Source organism: Flavobacterium sp. PL002, assembly GCF_054165825.1.
Map to the genome: position 1 here is coordinate 3,448,186 of NZ_CM135110.1, position 20,359 is coordinate 3,468,544.

Annotated in this window: 23 protein-coding genes and 2 pseudogenes; 24 read left to right on the forward strand and 1 reads right to left on the reverse strand. The window is 30.2% G+C overall.

The window, feature by feature from the left end; translation table 11 throughout:
- Positions 1-73: 73 nt before the first annotated feature.
- The 3 genes and pseudogenes from tnpA to ACVEGE_RS14990 all read left to right on the forward strand — a co-directional run bounded on the left by tnpA (position 74) and on the right by ACVEGE_RS14990 (position 1,637).
- Positions 74-511: pseudogene (tnpA, locus tag ACVEGE_RS14980) on the forward strand (IS200/IS605 family transposase).
- 164 nt (positions 512-675) lie between these two features.
- Entirely contained in the window at positions 676-1,101 is a 426-nt protein-coding gene (locus ACVEGE_RS14985; protein ID WP_192501892.1) for a zinc metalloprotease, read from the forward strand.
- The gene (locus ACVEGE_RS14990) at positions 1,098-1,637 is read left to right on the forward strand and encodes a hypothetical protein (protein WP_192501893.1); all 540 of its coding nucleotides are present in this window, start codon (positions 1,098-1,100) and stop codon (positions 1,635-1,637) included. Before ACVEGE_RS14985 ends, ACVEGE_RS14990 begins: the two co-directional genes overlap by 4 nt.
- 229 nt (positions 1,638-1,866) lie before the next feature.
- On the opposite strand, the gene ACVEGE_RS14995 is transcribed toward ACVEGE_RS14990, so the two are convergent.
- Positions 1,867-2,829 (reverse strand): IS30 family transposase, encoded by a 963-nt coding sequence (locus tag ACVEGE_RS14995; protein ID WP_173857104.1) that lies wholly within the window; start codon positions 2,827-2,829, stop codon positions 1,867-1,869.
- Positions 2,830-2,947: 118 nt separating this feature from the next.
- Here ACVEGE_RS14995 and ACVEGE_RS15000 point away from each other — a divergent pair, with 118 nt between their 5' ends.
- The 21 genes and pseudogenes from ACVEGE_RS15000 to ACVEGE_RS15100 all read left to right on the forward strand — a co-directional run bounded on the left by ACVEGE_RS15000 (position 2,948) and on the right by ACVEGE_RS15100 (position 20,355).
- Positions 2,948-4,072 (forward strand): hypothetical protein, encoded by a 1,125-nt coding sequence (locus ACVEGE_RS15000; protein ID WP_458008565.1) that lies wholly within the window; start codon positions 2,948-2,950, stop codon positions 4,070-4,072.
- The gene (locus ACVEGE_RS15005; protein ID WP_458008566.1) at positions 4,069-4,818 is read left to right on the forward strand and encodes a hypothetical protein; all 750 of its coding nucleotides are present in this window, start codon (positions 4,069-4,071) and stop codon (positions 4,816-4,818) included. The genes ACVEGE_RS15000 and ACVEGE_RS15005 overlap by 4 nt, the downstream gene beginning before the upstream one ends.
- Positions 4,819-5,133: 315 nt before the next feature.
- Positions 5,134-5,334 carry a zinc metalloprotease gene (locus tag ACVEGE_RS15010; protein ID WP_173855879.1) on the forward strand — a complete coding sequence of 67 codons (201 nt, stop codon included), beginning with the start codon at positions 5,134-5,136 and terminating at the stop codon, positions 5,332-5,334.
- A gap of 216 nt (positions 5,335-5,550) precedes the next feature.
- Complete coding sequence (locus tag ACVEGE_RS15015; RefSeq protein ID WP_458008567.1) at positions 5,551-6,099, forward strand: hypothetical protein; 549 nt, start codon at positions 5,551-5,553, stop codon at positions 6,097-6,099.
- 844 nt (positions 6,100-6,943) lie between these two features.
- Positions 6,944-7,033: pseudogene (locus tag ACVEGE_RS15020) on the forward strand (phage baseplate assembly protein V); the annotation flags it as partial.
- 93 nt (positions 7,034-7,126) lie between these two features.
- A complete protein-coding gene (locus tag ACVEGE_RS15025) occupies positions 7,127-7,549 on the forward strand; it encodes a bacteriophage T4 gp5 trimerisation domain-containing protein (protein WP_192501874.1) in 423 nt (140 codons plus the stop codon).
- Positions 7,550-7,551: 2 nt separating this feature from the next.
- Entirely contained in the window at positions 7,552-9,177 is a 1,626-nt protein-coding gene (locus ACVEGE_RS15030; RefSeq protein ID WP_192501875.1) for a phospholipase effector Tle1 domain-containing protein, read from the forward strand.
- Positions 9,178-9,229: 52 nt separating this feature from the next.
- Complete coding sequence (locus tag ACVEGE_RS15035) at positions 9,230-10,180, forward strand: DUF2931 family protein (protein ID WP_225738186.1); 951 nt, start codon at positions 9,230-9,232, stop codon at positions 10,178-10,180.
- A 178-nt stretch (positions 10,181-10,358) separates the two neighbouring features.
- Positions 10,359-10,985 carry a phage baseplate assembly protein V gene (locus ACVEGE_RS15040; RefSeq protein WP_192501877.1) on the forward strand — a complete coding sequence of 209 codons (627 nt, stop codon included), beginning with the start codon at positions 10,359-10,361 and terminating at the stop codon, positions 10,983-10,985.
- A gap of 2 nt (positions 10,986-10,987) precedes the next feature.
- Positions 10,988-13,063, forward strand: a complete 2,076-nt coding sequence (locus ACVEGE_RS15045) for a hypothetical protein (protein ID WP_192501878.1) — start codon at positions 10,988-10,990, stop codon at positions 13,061-13,063.
- Between the two features lie 70 nt (positions 13,064-13,133).
- On the forward strand, positions 13,134-13,658 hold the full coding sequence (locus ACVEGE_RS15050; RefSeq protein ID WP_192501879.1) for a toxin-antitoxin system YwqK family antitoxin: 525 nt from the start codon (positions 13,134-13,136) through the stop codon (positions 13,656-13,658).
- 101 nt (positions 13,659-13,759) lie between these two features.
- Positions 13,760-14,266 (forward strand): hypothetical protein, encoded by a 507-nt coding sequence (locus ACVEGE_RS15055; protein ID WP_192501880.1) that lies wholly within the window; start codon positions 13,760-13,762, stop codon positions 14,264-14,266.
- 75 nt (positions 14,267-14,341) lie between these two features.
- Complete coding sequence (locus tag ACVEGE_RS15060) at positions 14,342-14,863, forward strand: hypothetical protein (protein WP_192501881.1); 522 nt, start codon at positions 14,342-14,344, stop codon at positions 14,861-14,863.
- On the forward strand, positions 14,860-15,504 hold the full coding sequence (locus ACVEGE_RS15065) for a toxin-antitoxin system YwqK family antitoxin (protein ID WP_192501882.1): 645 nt from the start codon (positions 14,860-14,862) through the stop codon (positions 15,502-15,504). The genes ACVEGE_RS15060 and ACVEGE_RS15065 overlap by 4 nt, the downstream gene beginning before the upstream one ends.
- Positions 15,505-15,628: 124 nt before the next feature.
- Positions 15,629-16,732 carry a hypothetical protein gene (locus tag ACVEGE_RS15070; protein WP_192501883.1) on the forward strand — a complete coding sequence of 368 codons (1,104 nt, stop codon included), beginning with the start codon at positions 15,629-15,631 and terminating at the stop codon, positions 16,730-16,732.
- Between the two features lie 185 nt (positions 16,733-16,917).
- Positions 16,918-17,424, forward strand: coding sequence for a toxin-antitoxin system YwqK family antitoxin (locus tag ACVEGE_RS15075; RefSeq protein WP_192501884.1), 507 nt, complete (start codon positions 16,918-16,920; stop codon positions 17,422-17,424).
- A 124-nt stretch (positions 17,425-17,548) separates the two neighbouring features.
- Positions 17,549-17,722 (forward strand): hypothetical protein, encoded by a 174-nt coding sequence (locus ACVEGE_RS15080; RefSeq protein WP_192501885.1) that lies wholly within the window; start codon positions 17,549-17,551, stop codon positions 17,720-17,722.
- Positions 17,723-17,730: 8 nt separating this feature from the next.
- Positions 17,731-18,081, forward strand: a complete 351-nt coding sequence (locus tag ACVEGE_RS15085) for a M43 family zinc metalloprotease (RefSeq protein WP_458008568.1) — start codon at positions 17,731-17,733, stop codon at positions 18,079-18,081.
- Positions 18,082-18,180: 99 nt separating this feature from the next.
- A complete protein-coding gene (locus ACVEGE_RS15090) occupies positions 18,181-19,143 on the forward strand; it encodes an IS30 family transposase (protein WP_458008569.1) in 963 nt (320 codons plus the stop codon).
- A 126-nt stretch (positions 19,144-19,269) separates the two neighbouring features.
- Positions 19,270-19,578 (forward strand): hypothetical protein, encoded by a 309-nt coding sequence (locus ACVEGE_RS15095; protein ID WP_192501456.1) that lies wholly within the window; start codon positions 19,270-19,272, stop codon positions 19,576-19,578.
- A gap of 21 nt (positions 19,579-19,599) precedes the next feature.
- Positions 19,600-20,355 (forward strand): toxin-antitoxin system YwqK family antitoxin, encoded by a 756-nt coding sequence (locus ACVEGE_RS15100; RefSeq protein ID WP_192501457.1) that lies wholly within the window; start codon positions 19,600-19,602, stop codon positions 20,353-20,355.
- The last annotated feature ends 4 nt before the right edge of the window (positions 20,356-20,359 follow it).

Consider the following 20,359-nt stretch of genomic DNA (forward strand, 5'->3'; position numbering starts at 1 on the left):
ACAGCTTGGGGTTTAAAACCCTGCAATTTATTTCAGAACTTTAGTATTGCGAAAAAATCTTTATTTTTAGTTTATAAGTAGAGATTTAAGAAAAGGTTCTCACACAGTAAGTAGCTTAACGTGTCATGTTGTTTGGTTTACTAAATATAGGTTCAAAGTTTTGAAGTGAGATGTTCAAAAGCGATTACGTGAACTTTTGATTCAGATATGTGAAGCTGAAGGAATTGATATTTTAAAAGAAGTTGTGAGTTCGGACCATGTTCATATGCATATAGAGTATGCTGCAATACAAAATGTTAATTCAATTTTGAAAAGTTTCAAAGGAAGAACTTCAAGAAAACTTCAAATGGAATTTCCAGAAATCAAAGCACGATATTGGGGGCAACACTTTTGGGCAAGTGGTTATGGAGTTTGGAGTACAGGAAACTTTACAGATAAGATGGTAAATGAATATTTGGAATATCATCGAAAAAAAGATGGAGATGATGATTCCAATTTCATTCTCGAATGAAAAGATGAGGGACTTTCAGTCCCTCGTAAAACAAACCTCTGCACTTTCAGTGCAGAGTGGTTTAGTTTAAAAACTTTAGTGTTGGTACAAGTTCTGGTGGAACAGGTATAGATAGAATTAAAAAAGCAATTACCTCAATAGATATTGATGTAATTGCTTGCAATATGGAAGAATTTTTAGCTGGTTTGCACGAAATGTATGCAAATGAAAATACAGAAGAAATAGGCATTACAGTTTTTCTTTTACCAATAATTATTAGATACTCAAATCCTCCTGCGGGTATAGCTGTCGATTATTTGGATGATTTTTCGGATGATGTTTTTAGTACAGGTAGATATATAATGATGACAAAGTTTTCTAAATTATTGAGAAAAGAAACTTTAGTTCATGAAGCAGCTCACACTTTAGGGTTATTTCATTCATTTCAAAATATTTCAACAGATCATGGTCGACCTGTTATTCCTGTTCATTCTTTTGAATATGCTACAACTGAAAATTTAATGGACTATAGCCAAAATGTTGTAACATTTTGGAAGTGGCAATGGAAAAAAATGAGAGAAGACAATATAGATCTAGAATTAATACTATGAAAAAATCAATAATAATTTTATTATTTTCAATTTCCAATTTTACTTTTAGTCAAGTAGAAAAGGATACTATTATTCTCAATCAACATGATATTGTTGAAAAAACTGACACTATTTTTAATGTTAAAACTAAACCAATAATTAATATTTTAAGTGTCAATAAAAAAAACGGAGATTTTTTAGATGGTTTATATAGAATCAATATTGATGATAATAATTATTTTATAACCAACTATAGAAATGGAATAGAGGATAATGCTATTTTTAATATAAATAAATTTTATCATAATGGACAATTAAAACAGTTGAATATTAAAGGATACCAAATAATTGGTTCTAAATATATTTCGATTAAAGATTATAATTGTCATAAAAGGAAATTAGAAGGAAATTACATTGACATGCAGAATAATCATATTATTGAGAAGATAAAAATCAATCAAAAAATTAGAAATAAAAATATTATATTAATAATTAAGAGTAAATCAAGCACTTCCAGAATTATACTTGAAAGAAATTTAATATGTATTTGTGAATAGAAATTTATTAAAAATCTAGCTGATGGAGCTGCATTCTATTCAAAGCTTTAAACGCATACGTCAAAGCCGATACCTCTACCTCTATGCCAAATACGGACGGAAATACATGAACAAAATTTTTTAAATCCGACCCCAAACCTACAAAATTTGTTGCTTATGATAAAATTAAAGCTTTAAAAAACCTTTATGGTATTTTAGAGTATGGTGGATTCAATTAACAAATGCAACCTCATGCACATTGTTTAAGTTTTTGCTCAAAAATTTCATTTGGACTTTTAAAACCAAATCTTTTTCTGGGTCTGTTATTTAATTTATTTGTTACTCTTAAAACCTCTTCTTCTGTTATTAAATCAAAGTTATATTTTTTTGGAAAATATTGTCTTACTAGACCATTTAAATTTTCATTAGCACCTCTTTCCCAACTACAATATGGGTTGGCAAAAAAGTATGAGATTTCTAGTATTTCAGATACTTTTTTATGGTTTGCAAACTCTTTCCCATTATCAGATGTGATGGTGTGCAAAATGGGTTTCCAATCCATTAATAATTCAATTAATTTCTCCTGAATTTCTTGTGATTCCTTACTGTTTATTTTAGCCATTTTAAGCACACCTGATGCTCTATCATTTATTGTTAACAAAGCTCCTTTGTGATTTTTACCTATTACCAAATCAATTTCTAAATCCCCAATTCTTTGCTTTTCTTCTACAACCAACGGCCTGTTTTCAATACCAACTCTATCTTTAATAATACCTCTTGAGCCTTTTAAAGCCCCTCTTTTAGCATATCGCTTTCCTTTTGTGCGTAGGTGCTTATAATGTTGTCCGCCTTTCTTTTTGTCGCTCCAAATGAATTGATAAATTGTTTCAATCGAAACACATTCAAAGTTTTTATCACTGCAATATCCTACTATTTGTTCAGGACTGAAATCTTCTTCTAAAAGATGAATAACATGTGCTTTTATCTGTTCAGTAAAGCGTATTTTCTTAGCTTTTTCATGCTGTCGAATACTGGCTTTACTTTGGGCTAATTTAGCTTTATAAACTTTATTTCTTTGATCGGAATTTCTGGATAGCTCTCTTGAAATTACAGATTTATCTCTACCTATAACCTCTCCAATTTTACTCATTGAAAATCCTTGTGAACGAAGTGTAGCAATTTCGTATCTTTGTTCAATCGTTAAATGTGACATCTTTTTTTTGTGCTTAGTAACCCAAAAATAAGAGAAATTTTTTTCGTAGCCTACTGATAAGTCTTGAAGATCTAGATCTTCAAGACTTATCAGTAGGCTTTATTTAAACAAATAAGGAGTGTTGCATTTATCACTTGAATCTAAGTATTCATTAGAAAACGATATTTCTGGTATACCAATTATTAAACAATATTACCAACCAGTTATAGCGTTATATCCCACAGAGCCCGATCCAGAAAATGCACGCAAGTTTATTGAAACAGGAAAAGCAAAGCTAAAACTTTATTTAAAATTTGAAGAAAAGGACGGTAAAAAAATAAAACCAGACAAGCTTATTTTCGAAATGGACAATATCTTAATGGATGATAAACATCCATTCGTTAGTATTGACACCCATACGATAGAGAAAAAAAAGATAAATGATGATATAGACATTGAAATTACATGTAAAGCAGAGTTTGCTACTGATAAAGAAATAAAAGTCTACGCAATCTCATTAGATGCCTCTGGTAACCAAACTGCAAAATTGCAGGCTGGTGTATTAAAAATGATTGCACCTGCCAAAAAAACTATGAAAGATATTGTTGTGGTACTGGTAAGAACATCATCTGGAGAAGGCAATCCAAAAGATTTGGCTATTTTTAAACGAAACTTAAAACAAGCTTTGATTAAAACAAATATAACTAGAAAAGCAATAAAGGGAGGTATAAATGCCGATGTAAAAATAGATTTGAGCAATCCTACAAACAATTTGTACAGTACTGATTTTAACCTCAAATTTAGTGTTGATACAGCAAGTGGTAAGAAAAATATAACCAGTACATCAGGGATCGACAATCTTCTTATAAGAACCCTAGAAAGAGATTATCCTGGTCAGTTTGACAATCATTTCAAACTTTTTTTTCTAGCCAATACCCTTAATGCGGTTTTTGATCCAAACGATACCAATACACCACCTACCCCTATTGGCGGAACAGCTGGCTATTCTCGCCTAGATGAAAACTATCATTATGGCGTTATGTTTTCACAACATAATGAGTTTACCATAGCCCACGAGTGTTTGCACGGTTTGGGCTTGCCTCACTCATTTTTTGGAGATTCCTTTGTGTACCAAGCTTTAAAAACCGATAATATAATGGATTATTCTCATCTTCCTATAGATAAAGTAACGGGATTGCCTAGCCCTAGACTAGATAGAATAGCCACTTGGTACTGGCAATGGCAAATAATAAATAACTTATGAGAAAATTACTAATTACAGCATCACTGGTATTACTATGTGGGTGCAAACCAAGCTTTATAGCAAAAGAATTGAAAGGAAACTTGTTTGATAAATTTGATTATGAACTATGGAATAATGATTATGAAGGATTTGAAAAAGGACATCAATATGGTGGATCTTATATTTATAAAGGGGTGGAATTTTATCCTACTATATTTGATAACGCATGTATATATATATATATATATATATATATATATCCACAAAAGCAACAATTTTATACTATTTATAACGAATACAATATAAGTAATTTCAACTTAAAACAAAGAGGTAAAATTTTTGGTACAAATCAAAAATCTTGCTTTTTAGATAAAACTTCTGTAGTTCTTAAAATAGGGATTTGGTATGACTATGACGAAAACGGAAAACTGATAAAACAAACAGATGAAGACAAAAAGTTTGGCAAATTTGGGTACAACGAATTACTTAAATTTCTGGATAAAGAAAAACAAATTAACTTGCGCAAAGGGGTCTCCAGACGTAGCAACGGCGACCCTGATTTTGATATAACTTTTGCATATTCACATAAATCTGATAAAAAACTATGGATTGTTAGTACAAAAATAGTATTGTCAGATTTGGGTGGTAATGAAAATGGAGCTCAATTTGGACAAAAATTTAATTCTTTTTGTATAGATGGCAATACAGGAAGGGTAATAAAAAATTTGAAAGCAGAAAAAGAGTATTATAAAGATATTTGGTTTTAATTATTGCAATGAATAATGGCATTGGCAAATTGTCAACAATAGGGTAAGAAAAGATTTTACAAAAATTCTTAGGGGATGAAAAAATAATGGTCTTGATAAGTTTACTATTACTATACAGTTACAAAATAGGAACTATAATAGAGTAAGAAAAAAAAGGAGACACTACTTTTGAAATATTTGATTTTGAAAAAATAAAAAAAGAGTATAAAAAGCTTAAGGATGTGGAAAATTAAAAGTGTTGCATTAAGTTGTTGAATCTTGGCTTCATACCCCATTTATACATACCACTTTGACGCAATCTTTCATTACGGTGTCATGTTTAGCAATCATAGTGACTTTACAATAGCACACGAGTGCTTGCACGGACTGGGTTTACCACATTCATTTTTTGGAGATTCATTTTTGTACAAAGCTTTAAAAACCGATAACATAATGGATTATTCTCATCTTCCTATAGACAAGGTAACGGGATTGCCTAGCCCTAAAATTGATAGAATAGCCACATGGTACTGGTAATGGAAAATAATAAATAACTTATGAGAAAAGTACTAATTATAGCAACACTGGTATTGTTATGCAGTTGTAAAACGGGCTATATTGAAAAAGAATTAAAAGGAAATCTATTTGATAGGTTTCCAAATGATTTTTGGGATAATGATAATGAAAAATATAAAGAAGGTATTCAATCTAGTGCTTATATTTATAAAAATTTAGAATTTTATCCAAATTCTGGTGATTATTGGCTTATATATATATATATATATATATCCTCAAAAAAAACAATTTTATACTATTTATAACGAATATTATAGGAGTACTCTTAATTTAAGCCAAAGAGGTAAAATTTTTGGAAATGGACACGATTGTTGTATTAACGGAACAGTAAAAACACTCAAAATAGGCATTTGGTATCATTATGATGAGCAAGGAAATCTCATTAAAGAAACAGATGAAGACAAAAAATTTGGTAAGTTTGGCTATAACGAGTTGCTTAAATTTCTTGATAAAGAAAAACAAATTAATTTACGTAAAGGAGTTTCCAGAAATAGTAGTGGAGATGCTCGTTTTGAAATAATTTTCTTTTATTCAGAACAATCAGATAAAAAATTATGGCATGTTTTTGTACATACAGGATTACGAGAAACATTAATAACCCCACGAGGGGAAATAGGAGAAAGAGCTTTTCAGCCTGGAAAAGGGTACTATATAGATGGAAATACAGGACGAGTTATCAAAAATTTTAAAGTAGAAAAAGATTATTATAAAGAAATTATGAATTGAATTTTTTAGCAATATAATTTTTCGAGTGAGATACTGGAAGCAATACACTTTTTTTTTTAGTGATTCCTTTGTCTACAAAGCCCAGCGTACACATAATATTATGTTTTATTCCCCCGCTGCCGCAAGAATCCTTTCGTGTGGTTCGTGATTAAACAGCAAAATTTGAGGATTAAAAAATTATATTTAGAATTTGCCATTAGTTCTGGTGCGTTAAGATATTCATTTTAAATTATCAAAGATATTATATTGTTGTTCATTGACATTTTGATTGTTTTGAATGTCGTTTAATAGCGTTTTATTAAAAGCCGATATGCTTAAAATTTTCATAATCTGATAGATTGACAATTTACTTTTCACAGATTTTTTCACATACGCAACAATTAAGTAGGTGCAAATGGCAAATCTATAGCTCGGATTTGCAATCCGTGCCCACACAGTATATCAAGAATCTAAAACAAATCTAAGACCAAAACATCTAATTCACTTTCTAAGCCCTCATAATTTCTAGCAGAGCTAAAATAATAGTCCTCGGGTAAGTTGTTACTTTGTATTTATTTTGTTGTTATGCTTTTTTTATTAAAAATACAACAAAAGCTACAAATACAACAATTTAATTTTTTAGTTTTACTCTTGTAGATTTGCTAGTAGCCATTATCGCCCGCTGCGCAAAGTCTCCTGACTTTGCGTTTTGTGTTATTATAAACTTAATGCACTTTTTCGTATTCATTTTATTCAAAAAAATTATTGTAAAACCGAAGGATTAGGACGCGTAAAAGTATCCTTCAACTGGGCTAGTGGTAGCACCACTAGCGAGTTGATGCGTATGATATAGCCGCACTCAGGGGCTGGAAAAGGATTTTATTTTATTCCCGAAATAGGCGAAGAAGTTTTAGTAGGTTTTGAAGGCAATAATGCACAAAATCCTTACGTTTTAGGTAGTCAGTACAATTGTAGAGAATCCAGCGGGTATGCTGATGGCGAGAATAACGTAAAAGCCATTCATACCCGCTCAGGAACCAAAATTATCATGAATGACAGCGAAGGAAGTATTTTGATTGAAGATCCATCAGGAAATACTTGGCAAATGGATGGTCAAGGGAATATTAGTGTGAATGCGCCGAATGATATGAATTTTACTGTTGGTAAAAATTTAAATGTAAACGTTGGGGGAAATATGACCACAAATATAGCAAGGACTAAATCGGACACTATAGGTGCAAATAATATTGAAACTGTTAGTGGAATGAAAATCACATCTGTGGTGGGGGATTTTTTAGCAAATGTTGATGGAAGTTTATTTGAAAATATTAAAGGTAATAGAGAATCAGAAAGTAAAGATCGAAAAGAACTTGCAAAATCGGTTACATTGAATAGTACGGAAGCAGCCATTAATATAAAAAGTGCTAAAAATGTCAATTCGCATAGTGGTGAAAAATCTAAAAATGCTTAGCTATGAGTATTACTAGAATTATTGGTGGAGAAATGAAGAATACCACCACGGGAATAATGGATTTACACTCATCGGAGAGTGATTATAATATTTTTGCAACTGCGCAAAACAATTGGCAAGGAGAAGAAGGTGGAATTATTCACAAAGAATATGAATCCCCACACCCTGCAGATACACTTTCAAATAGGCTCGAATTAACCTTGAATATATTTTTTGATGGTACAACAAATAACAAGAAAAATACTGAAGCTAGAGAGAAAAAGAATAGTTCCTATCAAAATAACTCCAATAAAAAAGATGATAGTTATGAGAACGATTTTACTAATGTGGCAAGGGCTTATGATGTAGTTTCAGTAAGTGAAATTGTACAGAAATCAGTGTATGTGGAAGGAGTGGGGACGAATGATTTGGATTCAGATGATACCTTACCAGTAGGGTTAGCACAAAGTGCTGGATTTTGGCATTCAGGTTTAAGCGACAAGGTTAAAGTAGGTTGCGAAAAAGGTGCTATAGAGGTTAAAAAAGCATCTGACGGTAAACCTATTGATTTATTGAAAATAAACGTTTACGGTTTTAGCCGTGGAGCTGCAACAGCTAGACATTTTATACATTTGATGGATAAGTCTTGTACGGTTTTTGTTAATCCAAACGGAAGGTTTTTTCTTCCGGATTTTAATAAAACTCAATACTCGCTTCCAATTGATAAATCTAAGCCTAAAGGTTCGCATCCAAGACATCTGGATATAAAGCATGGTCTTTTTGGGCAGTGTTTAGTTGCTAATGGAGTGTACGATGATGTAAAAGAAATATATTTTAATTTTGTAGGATTATATGACACGGTATCTTCGCATGGATTCTATCATGGTAATGATGTAACAGATTTAGGGCTAGATGCAGTTAAAAAAGCGTTTATGGTTTTTCAGCTTTCGGCAGAAGATGAATATCGAGAGAATTTTGATTTAACGGATATTCGTAGTGCGGGTCTACGCGGTCTTGAACTAACTTATCCAGGTGTACATTCTGATATCGGGGGGTCGTACAGGCAAAATGAGAAGGAGCGTTCAGCTGTTTACAGCGAAACCTATACAGAAACTTACATAAACAACATGACGGTTCCTTATATTAAAAAAGTTAATGAATTAAAAAAAATACTAGTAGACGAAGGTTGGTATTTACCTGAAGAACTCACTTTTGAATTTGACTACGAAAAAAAGAAAACCTATCTTGTAGGGACACGCATTTTACAAAATACGTATGATAAGATACCGTTGAATAAAATGATAATGGTCTCAAAGCAATTTGATGTGAAATATGATGGAGAACTTGAAAAAAAGAAAACAAATATTTCAGATCCTTTTATTGCAAATGTCTTCAACCAATTAACGCAGTACAGTAAGGCGGTTATGGCACATAGGAATGATGCTATTAAAGAAAATAAGAATGCACAACAGTATATTGCCGAGTCAGCAAAAATAAGTTATCTTGACTATATTGATGCTGAAGATTTAAAAAGACTGCGTCACGAATACCTACACTGGTCAGTAAAGGCGGATAAATTTGGTTTAGGACCAAGATTTGATGGAGTGTTGCCTGTAGAAAAACGAAATAGAGAAATACATCATGGATAGATATTATAAAATAGTACTCTTAATAATTATTAGTTTAAATGCGAGTTGCCAAATGAAAAATAAAAACAAATACGAGTGGAATACTTACACTTGCCAGCCATCAGTAGATAAAATAAATGGTAATGAAAATATATACAGAGTAGAATTTGTCCGTGGCGATATCATTACGCTCGAAGACATTCCGGCTTCTTTGCCTTTTGGAGGGTCGTCGGGTCGTTGGGGAGATTCTGGAAAAAGTTGGACTTATCAGCATGGTACGCCTATTGGAGCCGATGTTATTTATTATGCTGGTTATGAAGATAAATTTTATCATCTTAAAGTAGATTTTCCTATTGAAGAGATGAAGAAGGCATTAGATACTACCTATCAGTATAATGATCACACTAAAGAAAAATTCACAGGCTTAATTTTTGGTTTCGCCCCCCAAGGAATGGTAGTGGTTTGGAAAGAGTATTCTGTTTTTAGAATTGAATTAGGCCGTTACCAAGCAGAAGTAATTACTGATGATAAGGCACTAGAGAAACAACTTTTTAGAGATTGGTCTATGAATCGTGAAGAGGTAAGAGAAAGAGATTTTATGCCAAATGCTTCCTCTACATTGTGGGACATGTATAGAAACCGTTATACCTTTAAAATCGTGATGCAAAATGAAAACCCTAATTTAAGATTATTTAGGTATTGTTTTACCAATTATAACGGTGAGAAAAAAATAATTTTTATGCCTTCACTGCCAGCAACAAATTATGAGAATCGAGCTTTACCGCAAATATTTGAGTTGGATTGGGAAACAAGCGCGGATGAACGCTTTCGAGGCAATATCTTTTTAAATGAGAAAATAATTTTCGAAAAATTCAAAAATTTTAAACCTGAGGATAAGCAGGAGTTTGAGGTGAAAGTTAGCAAAGACAATAGAAAGCTAGAATTATTTTTAAATAATGAACCAGTAGAAGTGGATAGTGTGCGTATTTACAGAGGATCTGTTATGTATGAAGGGTCTTATTAATTGCAATCCTTATTATTTAATATATTCATCTTCAATATCAAATAAAAATTACGTTCGCAGCGCAAAGTCTCATCACTTTGCGTTTTTTTATACTTAAGAGTCACAACGATCCCGCAGGATTAGGACGCGTAAAAGTATCCTTCAACTGAGGGCTAGTGGCAGCACCACTAGCGAGTGGATGTGCATGATACAACCGCACTCAGGGGCTGGAAAAGGATTTTATTTTATTCCCGAAATAGGCGAAGAAGTATTAGTAGGATTTGAAGGCAATAATGCACAAAATCCTTACGTTTTAGGTAGTCAGTATAACGGTAGTGAATCCAGCGGTTATGCTGATGGCGAGAACAACTTAAAAGCCATTCACACCCGCTCAGGAACTAAAATAGCCTTTAACGATAGCGAAGGAAGTATTTTGATTGAAGATCCTAGCGGCAATACGTGGATGATGGATGGTCAGGGGAATATTAGTGTGAATGCGCCAAACACATTTTCTATAAATGCTACTGATATAAACTTGACGGCTAGTAAAAATATATCAACAAGTGCAGGAATGAATATAGTAGAAAGCGCAGGAGGTGATAAAACAACAATGGTTGGCATGATGCATTCTTTATCAGTTGGAGTTGATTATATGATAAATGTAACAGGCAAATTATTTGAAATCGTAACAGGAGAAAGAAAATCACAAGCAAAGAAGGTTATAAACAACCACGAAAGTCATGAAATGAATATTGAGAAAGATAAAAAGATCCACACGGAAGGTAAATTTGAAGTTAATTCTACTGATAAATCTAATATGTTTTAATTATGACAATAGAGCGATCATCAGGAAAAAATATTGAAATTTTTGAAGAGTATGAATTATATACTAGAGATTATAAAGAGAACGTACAAGGTAAGTCTAGTTTTATTGCAAAAGGCGGCACACTATACGGAGATAGTCCAGAAGCAGCAAAACCGTTAGAAATAACCAACTTGTATGTAAAAGTTAGACTAGCTGGCGCATACAATGGCGAATTTGGCTTTGATTGGGTTGATGTAAATCCTGAAACTAATGAGATAGAAAAGATACAAGATGTGCCTTTTGCTGATGTAGAATATTTTTATAAAAAAGGAGCGACTACAGATGATTTAGGCGATATTGTCGAAAGTTCAGATAAAATGGGCGCTAAGCATGCTATCCAAGACCATTATAAAATTAATTCTATAAGTAAATTTATAGACCTTCCTTATGTTTTAATAAAGCCTGGACAAGAGATAACGCTGAGTGCAGAAATTATTCTTTGGCAAGGAGAAATAAACAACGATGTTATTGCCATAACAGGGGATGAGTTTTATAATTTGGAACTAAATGGAGTGGAAAATGAGGGTAAAACTGCAAAGCTAACATTAACTAAAGCGGGTAAAATTAAGTTTAAAATAAAATGCTTGAAAGCAGGCGGAGGACAAAAATATGAATTTGAACATACTAATGCTCAAGGGATATGTAATTTAGTAGGCGGCGTTTATATGATGGAGAACAAAGTATTAAACCTAAAATTTAGAGTTATTGCTTTGGTTTCGTCAGAAGATGATCCTAATGAGAAAGCAAAAGTTTTATTTAAAAAATTTAAAGATGCAGGAATTAAAGATTATCTAAACAAAAACTCGCTTAACCAAGCAGGATATGAAGTAGAGATTGAGAATTTTAATGAAATGGATAATGCTGATGTAGACGATTATTTTTATGCTTTTGATAAAGAAGATTGGACAAATAGAAAGTTTTTTTCTGTTGATAATGGACGATTAAGATATTTTGTAAAAAAAAACAAAGATGGGGTTCTGGACACATTTAATGAGGTTCAAGAAGGGCAGATTGGTGATTTTATTGAAGAGGATGGATTGGACAAAAATGGAAATAAAAAATACAAAATTTCACAAAAAAATGAAATAGATAAAATAGTAATCAATGAATATAAAAACAAACTAAAAGGAAAATCAAAGTCATATGAAAATGGAGGGATAATAATTTTATCCGATCTAGAGTGTACAGATCCTTCCACAGATGCTTTTAGTAAAATAAACCCAATAGATTATTATTCACTATTTTGTTTTTCAAATGTAATTAATTCTAAAGATACTTATGCACATGAAATAGGACACATGTTGGGATTAGAGCATACTTTTTGCGATGAGAACATAACAAATAAGAAATCGAAAATAGATATTTATGCAAAAGATCCAATACAAAAATGCATGGAAAATATTGATCAAGAAAAGTCTGAAAATCAGATTAGTACAGTAAATAAAAATCTAAAACCCAAAAAAGATCAAATTAAAAAAATAACAACTTTTTCATCTTATACCGTACTGAAAAGTACTTTGCTAAAATGTATTGCTAATTCTAATGAATTCTTAATAGAGAGAGAGAAATTTTATAGTAATAAAGTTTTATATTACACAAATATAGCGAATGATAAATCGCCCAAAAGTCAATATAAAATAGGCAATGATGTAGTATCTAGAAGTAAATTTGACAAAGTTGTTCAAGATGAATTAAACACTAGTCAAAATGAGAAAAAAAGATTTGAAAATTATAGATTAGAGAACAACAATGCAGTAAGTCAGTTAAATAAGATAACATCTAATGCGATTTTTAATTTTGAATTCAAATTTAATCTTATTTATGAAGACAGCTTGTCGATATACAATGACAATTGGAACTCTAAATTGGAAGACTGGAGAAATACAATTAAAAATTATTTGTATTTCTATGAAAAAAGCACAAAAAATACAATGGATTACGGACAAATAATAAATTCTAATGGAGATACTGTTAAAAAGTTAAATTTTTTAAGTCATCAAATAATTATAATGCGAAATGATTATGAAAACTATAAATAGAATTCCCCTGCTTATTTTTTTTTATATTATTAGTTGTAAATCAAAATATGTAGATGTCGTACTTGACAACATGAAATCATCCTGTGCAGTTTTACAATTGGCTCCTAATTATCAAGAATATATATTTTACAACTGGTACAAAACAGACACTTACACATGTGAAGTTAATAGTTTTTCTCTTAAAAATAATTTTGGTTATAGAAGTGGATATTTCAAGAAAGGAGTACAGCATGGTAAATGGAAATCTAATAGATATTTTTACAATGATTCTTTGGGAAAGAAAGTTATTAAAAATTATATTTTTAGAGAAGAATATTTCAAGAATGGTTTAAGAGATAGTATTTATAAAATATACAACAAAGAAGGTAAAGTGATTTATTCAACCTATTTTAAAAAAGGAAATGGCATTGAAAAAGACTTCTATGAAAATGGTCAATTGTATTATGAAATCGAAACAAAAGACGGCTATTTTACAGATACCATAAGGCTTCATAACGATAAAGGTAAATTAATGGAAAAACTTTTATACAAAAATGATTCTTTAATTTTTAAACAAAATATGATTATTGATGGTTTTCCTACTGATAACAAGTAATTGGGTATTCACTTTACGTTAAGTTTTACTCCAAAAAATTTAAAGATAGTCATATTAAAGATTATCTAAACAAAAACTCGCTTAACAAAGCAGGATATGAAGTGGAGATTGAGAATTATGACGCGATGGATGACGCTGATGTAGACGATTATTTTTATGCATTTGATAGAGAGAATTGGACAGAACAAAAATTATTTAAAGCAAATCACGTTAAAACCAGAAAACATATCCTAATTTCACGCACCCCTGATGGAAAAGAAATTAGAACAGAAAGCGAAATAAATGAGGTCAAAGACGTAGTTAGTGAAGGAACGATTGATTATAAAACTGTTGATTTTTATAAACAAAAACTGAAGTTGAAAACAAAAAGTTATAATGGAGGAATTATTATTTTATCTGATTATGAGTCCCTAAGTCAAGCAGCGGCATTTAATAGAATATCTCCGTTAAACCATTCGTTTTTATTTGTCTATTCTGATTCAGTTGAAAAGAAAGAAAATTACGCTCATGAAATCGGGCACATGTTGGGATTACCACACCTGTTTTATAATCAAAAAGAGAAAAAATCATATAAGATTGCTAGAGAAAATATTTTGGGTGATGGATAAATTGATAATGTAGCTATAAAAACACGTATAGATGATATTAAAAAAAACAAAAAATTACATTATGGTTATAGCAGTATGATAGCAATTAAATCTGATATAATTTCAAAATTAGATAATTATAATATATCAAGATTAAGTGAGGTTTATAAGGAGAAAAAAGAGCGAGATGCAAAAAAAGCATATTTTATTAATTATAAAGATTCTGATAAAGTAAATAGTACTCAGACCAAAAAAGTATATTTTGATATTTGGAATGCTAATATAAAAGGGATTGAAGATTATATTGATGATAACAAAAAAGCCATTTTACAGCTAGAAAATAGAAAAGGAAATAAATATGAAAAAACTGAATTACAAAAATGGTTTATTAGGACAGATTTGATTACTCTTTTAAATCAACAATATGAATATTTCAAAATGGTAATTAATCAAGTACATTCTAATTATATAACATTTGAACAAGGAAGTACAAAAAATATGATGGACTATAATACTAAAGGAGTTTATTTTTTAAGTAATCAAATTAATATTATGAGAAGTGATATACAAAATTACATTGATATTTTGCCTTCTAAACAAGCAACCAAAAAGAAATGAGATATTTAAAATTTATAATTTCCCTCTTTTTATTTACATCACTTATTTCTTGCAGTATAATTCATGGTTTTTTTTGCAATAAAAATGTCGCATGTATAAAGCATCCTATTTTTTTAGAAGATATAAAAAGAGAATTCATAAATAATTACAACAATGCTAATAATTATAGATATGAAGATTTTCCTAATGAAGATGTTCACTATGGAAATATTTTAAATGAAGATGTTTTTACTGATGGAGGACAACATAGAATAGGAAAAATTATCGACGGTTACAAAGAGGGGAAATGGCTTAGTGGTAATGCAGAATTCGATAAAAATGAGAATGTTGTTCAAAAGAGGAGTACTTGGCGTGAAGAATATTTCAAAAAAGGCTTACGTGATAGTATTTTTAAACAATTTGATAATAATGGTAAAGTAATTTACGAAACAACTTTTAAAATGGGAACAGGTTTATGGAAAGAATTCCATGGAAATGGAAAGCTTTATTTTGAAGCTTATACTCAAGATGGTTATTTCACAGATACCTTAAAATTGTATAATGATAAAGGGAAACTAATGGAAAAACTTTTATATAAAAAAGATTCTTTAATCTTTAACCAAAATATGATTATTGATGATTTTCCTACTGATAACAAGTAATTGGGTATTCACTTTACGTTAAATTTTACTCCAAAAAATTAAAGATAGCTATATTAAAGATTATCTAAACAAAAACTCGCTTAACCAAGCAGGTTATGAAGTAGAGATTGAGAATTTTGATGCGATGGATGACGCTGATGTAGACGATTATTTTTATGCATTTGATAAAGAAGATTGGACGAGTAAGAAATATTTTGAGAATATTAGCAAACAAAAACCAGATGTTATCCCAGGCACTAATACCTGTAAAGAAGGTAGTTGGGATTACGCTAAAAATAAATGCGCAACTATAGCTGTATCTACAGATGTAATAAACGGAGACCTAGAAATAGACCTTAAAACAATTGATTTTTATAAACAAAAACTGAAGTCAAAATATCAAAATTACAATGAAGGAATTATTATATTATCCGATTATGAGTCCCCAAGTCAAACAGCGGCATTTAGTAGAACCTCACCATTAGATCATTATGCTTTGTTTGTTTATTCTAATGGAATAGAAAAGAAAGAGAATTATGCCCATGAAATTGGGCATATGTTAGGCTTACCCCATTCTTTTTATACTGATAAGGAAAAAGAAGCGTATAAAAATGCTAAAGAAAGTATTTTGGGGAATGGATTGCCTGAAAAGGATTCTGATGACAAAAATAATGATAAATACAGAGCAGGGATTAACAAAAGTATTCAAAAAGTAAAAAATGAAGCAAAAGTTGCAAATCTATCAGAGGTTTATAGTCCAACATCTTTGACTGCAATAAAAAATGATGTCATAATATATCTTAATAATTTTAATGAAAAATATGTAGCTAAATTACGTCTAGAAAAGATAGATAAAAAGCGCATTGAAACTACATATGTCAATTATAAAGATAATGATATGTTAAATAAAACTCAAACAAAAGGAGAGTATATTGGTATATGCAATAAAAACATTAAGAAATGGAGTAACTATATAGAAGAGAATAAGAAAGCTATAATTGAGTTAAAAAAATATCAAGGTAATAAGTTTGAAACAGTTGAAACTAATATGAATTTTATAAGACCTGATTACATAAAAATTTTAGAACAAACTAAAATCTATTTTCTAAACGTTATAGCACAAGTGCAATCAAATTATATATTATTTGAAAAATCTACTACAGAAAATATAATGGACTATGATAATGACAAAAAGAGATATTTACATAATCAGATAAGAATTATGCGCAGTGACATAATAAATTATTAAGTTTTTAAAACACTTTAGTAAACAGTTCGAATATGAGAAATTTAATAATCCAATTCATAGTCATAATATGTACATTCACTAGTTGTACTACAATAAATTATCCAAATCACCCGCAATGGCTTTGTAATAAAAAAATTGCTTGTAAAAATCATCCTCCTTCAATGACTGAAGAAAAAAAAATGATTATGGATATATTAATCAAAAATTCCGATGATAATTATAGATATTTAGATTTTCCAAATGAAGACACAATTAATATATATACCTATAATGAAGATGAATTTAATGAAGGAGGACAACGTTTCGGTAAAATAATAGACGGTTATAAAGAAGGTAAATGGCTCAGCGGTAATGCAGATTTGGATTCATTAGGCAATGTATATGCAAAAGGGAAGATATGGAGAGAAGAATATTTTAAAAAGGGACTCCGGGATAGTATTTTCAGGCAATTTGATAGAGAGGGTAAAGTAATTTACGAAACCACATTCAAAATGGGAACTGGTTTGTGGAAAGACTTTCATAGTAATGGTAAACTTTATTTTGAAGCGTATACTAAAGATGGTTATTTTACAGATACCTTAAAATTGTATAATGATAAAGGGAAACTAATGGAAAAACTTTTATATAAAAAAGATTCTTTAATCTTTAACCAAAATATGATTATTGATGATTTCCCTACTGATAACAAGTAATTGGGTATTCACTTTACGTTAAATTTTACTCCAAAAAATTAAAGATAGCTATATTAAAGATTATCTAAACAAAAACTCGCTTAACCAAGCAGGTTATGAAGTAGAGATTGAGAATTTTGATGCGATGGATGACGCTGATGTAGACGATTATTTTTATGCATTTGATAAAGAAGATTGGACGAGTAAGAAATATTTTGAGAATATTAGCAAACAAAAACCAGATGTTATCCCAGGCACTAATACCTGTAAAGAAGGTAGTTGGGATTACGCTAAAAATAAATGCGCAACTAGTCCCTAAGTCAAGAAGTGGCATTTAGTAGAACATCTCCGTTAAACCATTCGTTTTTATTTGTCTATTCTGATTCTGTTGAAAAGAAAGAAAATTACGCTCATGAAATCGGGCATATGTTAGGCTTACCCCATTCTTTTTATACTGATAAGGAAAAGAAAGCGTATAAAAATACTAAAGAAAGCATTTTAGGTAATGATGAATCTGAATTTATTTATGAAAATGGTAAAAATGTTGATAATCCTAAATATAAATCAGGTATTAATAAAGATATTAGTACTGCAAATAATTACGACTATTTTAATATGACTGTTTTTTATTCCTTAGATTCAAGTGATAAATGCAACACTCCTTATTTGTTTAAATAAAGCCTACTGATAAGTCTTGAAGATCTAGATCTTCAAGACTTATCAGTAGGCTACGAAAAAAATTTCTCTTATTTTTGGGTTACTAAGCACAAAAAAAAGATGTCACATTTAACGATTGAACAAAGATACGAAATTGCTACACTTCGTTCACAAGGATTTTCAATGAGTAAAATTGGAGAGGTTATAGGTAGAGATAAATCTGTAATTTCAAGAGAGCTATCCAGAAATTCCGATCAAAGAAATAAAGTTTATAAAGCTAAATTAGCCCAAAGTAAAGCCAGTATTCGACAGCATGAAAAAGCTAAGAAAATACGCTTTACTGAACAGATAAAAGCACATGTTATTCATCTTTTAGAAGAAGATTTCAGTCCTGAACAAATAGTAGGATATTGCAGTGATAAAAACTTTGAATGTGTTTCGATTGAAACAATTTATCAATTCATTTGGAGCGACAAAAAGAAAGGCGGACAACATTATAAGCACCTACGCACAAAAGGAAAGCGATATGCTAAAAGAGGGGCTTTAAAAGGCTCAAGAGGTATTATTAAAGATAGAGTTGGTATTGAAAACAGGCCGTTGGTTGTAGAAGAAAAGCAAAGAATTGGGGATTTAGAAATTGATTTGGTAATAGGTAAAAATCACAAAGGAGCTTTGTTAACAATAAATGATAGAGCATCAGGTGTGCTTAAAATGGCTAAAATAAACAGTAAGGAATCACAAGAAATTCAGGAGAAATTAATTGAATTATTAATGGATTGGAAACCCATTTTGCACACCATCACATCTGATAATGGGAAAGAGTTTGCAAACCATAAAAAAGTATCTGAAATACTAGAAATCTCATACTTTTTTGCCAACCTATATTGTAGTTGGGAAAGAGGTGCTAATGAAAATTTAAATGGTCTAGTAAGACAATATTTTCCAAAAAAATATAACTTTGATTTAATAACAGAAGAAGAGGTTTTAAGAGTAACAAATAAATTAAATAACAGACCCAGAAAAAGATTTGGTTTTAAAAGTCCAAATGAAATTTTTGAGCAAAAACTTAAACAATGTGCATGAGGTTGCATTTGTTAATTGAATCCACCTTCTGAAAAGAATACATTAACAAAATATTTAAATAATTTTATTAATGTATATCAAATAAAATTGAGAACCCTTAATTATTCACAATCTGTTCAAACGACTTTGAGAAATTATATACTTGAAAATAAAAATGCATTAAAAACTATAGAAAGCATTACAGATATTACTTATAGAGAATATAATTTAGTCTGTTATTTTGCAACAACTGATTTTGTACTTCATTCAAAAAGATACAAAATGTATCTTACCGATGTAATTGAACAGATTAAATCTAATTATATAAGTTTTAATCAATCAAGTACTAAAAACATAATGGATTACGATAATAAAAAATTATACTATTTGCATAACCAAATAAAAATAATGAGAGATGACTCGAAGAATTATCCGTCAGATATTTTGTCTATGTAACCATTTAAAAAGCAATAAATAATGAAAAAAACAATAATTTATATAGTCTTATGCCTGTCTTTTATTTCTTGTCATTTATTTAAAAAAATTGAAGAAACTCCAAGAGGAGCTCAAGGAAGGGGACTTACGGAGACATCTAATGACACCTATGTATTTGAAGATTTTCCTAATGAGAATCTTGAGTCGGGAACAAATTACGTTGAAGAAAATTTTATAGGACGCACTGTACATAAAAGATATGGAAGAGTATATAGCAGTGAGAAAGGGAATTTTAAAGAAGGAAAATGGTTAAGTGGGTACGCAGGCTTCGATAAAAAAGGGAAAATATATGCAAAAGGAGCTATTCGCAAAGAAGAGCATTTTAAAAGAGGGCTACGAGATGGTATTTTTAAATTATTTGATACAGACCAAAAAGTTATTTACAAAACAAATTTTAAAATGGGAACTGGTTTATGGAAAGAGATTCATACTAATGGTAAACTTTATTTTGAAGCATATACGAAAGATGGGTATTTTACAGATACATTAAGGTTATATAACCCAAAAGGAGAGTTAACCCAAAAAAGATTGTATAAAAAAGACACTCTAATTTATATTATAGATACCATTTGGTGTTTAAAATTTAGATATAAACCAAGTAAAGTAAAATATCTAGAAATTGATACTTATAAAACTAGTGGTTTAAAACAAGGTGAATTAATAGGTACTATAGACTACAAAACCAAAGAGGAATATGAAAATGATGTTTTTACAAGATATACTTTGAAAAACCTTTAAATGC

Bases quoted from the DNA above. Each gene is read 5' to 3' on its own strand.
- ACVEGE_RS15030 (WP_192501875.1), top strand. From the start codon at position 7,552: ATGAGTATTACTAGAATTATTGGTGGAGAAATGAAGAATACCACCACG.
- ACVEGE_RS14990 (WP_192501893.1), top strand. From the start codon at position 1,098: ATGAAAAAATCAATAATAATTTTATTATTTTCAATTTCCAATTTTACT.
- ACVEGE_RS15065 (WP_192501882.1), top strand. From the start codon at position 14,860: ATGAGATATTTAAAATTTATAATTTCCCTCTTTTTATTTACATCACTT.
- ACVEGE_RS15045 (WP_192501878.1), top strand. From the start codon at position 10,988: ATGACAATAGAGCGATCATCAGGAAAAAATATTGAAATTTTTGAAGAG.
- ACVEGE_RS15010 (WP_173855879.1), top strand. From the start codon at position 5,134: ATGTTTAGCAATCATAGTGACTTTACAATAGCACACGAGTGCTTGCAC.
- ACVEGE_RS15080 (WP_192501885.1), top strand. From the start codon at position 17,549: ATGGATGACGCTGATGTAGACGATTATTTTTATGCATTTGATAAAGAA.
- ACVEGE_RS15040 (WP_192501877.1), top strand. From the start codon at position 10,359: ATGTGCATGATACAACCGCACTCAGGGGCTGGAAAAGGATTTTATTTT.
- ACVEGE_RS14995 (WP_173857104.1), bottom strand. From the start codon at position 2,829: ATGTCACATTTAACGATTGAACAAAGATACGAAATTGCTACACTTCGT.
- ACVEGE_RS14985 (WP_192501892.1), top strand. From the start codon at position 676: ATGGAAGAATTTTTAGCTGGTTTGCACGAAATGTATGCAAATGAAAAT.
- ACVEGE_RS15025 (WP_192501874.1), top strand. From the start codon at position 7,127: ATGAATGACAGCGAAGGAAGTATTTTGATTGAAGATCCATCAGGAAAT.
- ACVEGE_RS15035 (WP_225738186.1), top strand. From the start codon at position 9,230: ATGAAAAATAAAAACAAATACGAGTGGAATACTTACACTTGCCAGCCA.
- ACVEGE_RS15070 (WP_192501883.1), top strand. From the start codon at position 15,629: ATGGATGACGCTGATGTAGACGATTATTTTTATGCATTTGATAAAGAA.
- ACVEGE_RS15075 (WP_192501884.1), top strand. From the start codon at position 16,918: ATGGATATATTAATCAAAAATTCCGATGATAATTATAGATATTTAGAT.
- ACVEGE_RS15060 (WP_192501881.1), top strand. From the start codon at position 14,342: ATGATAGCAATTAAATCTGATATAATTTCAAAATTAGATAATTATAAT.
- ACVEGE_RS15100 (WP_192501457.1), top strand. From the start codon at position 19,600: ATGAAAAAAACAATAATTTATATAGTCTTATGCCTGTCTTTTATTTCT.
- ACVEGE_RS15005 (WP_458008566.1), top strand. From the start codon at position 4,069: ATGAGAAAATTACTAATTACAGCATCACTGGTATTACTATGTGGGTGC.
- ACVEGE_RS15050 (WP_192501879.1), top strand. From the start codon at position 13,134: ATGAAATCATCCTGTGCAGTTTTACAATTGGCTCCTAATTATCAAGAA.
- ACVEGE_RS15090 (WP_458008569.1), top strand. From the start codon at position 18,181: ATGTCACATTTAACGATTGAACAAAGATACGAAATTGCTACACTTCGT.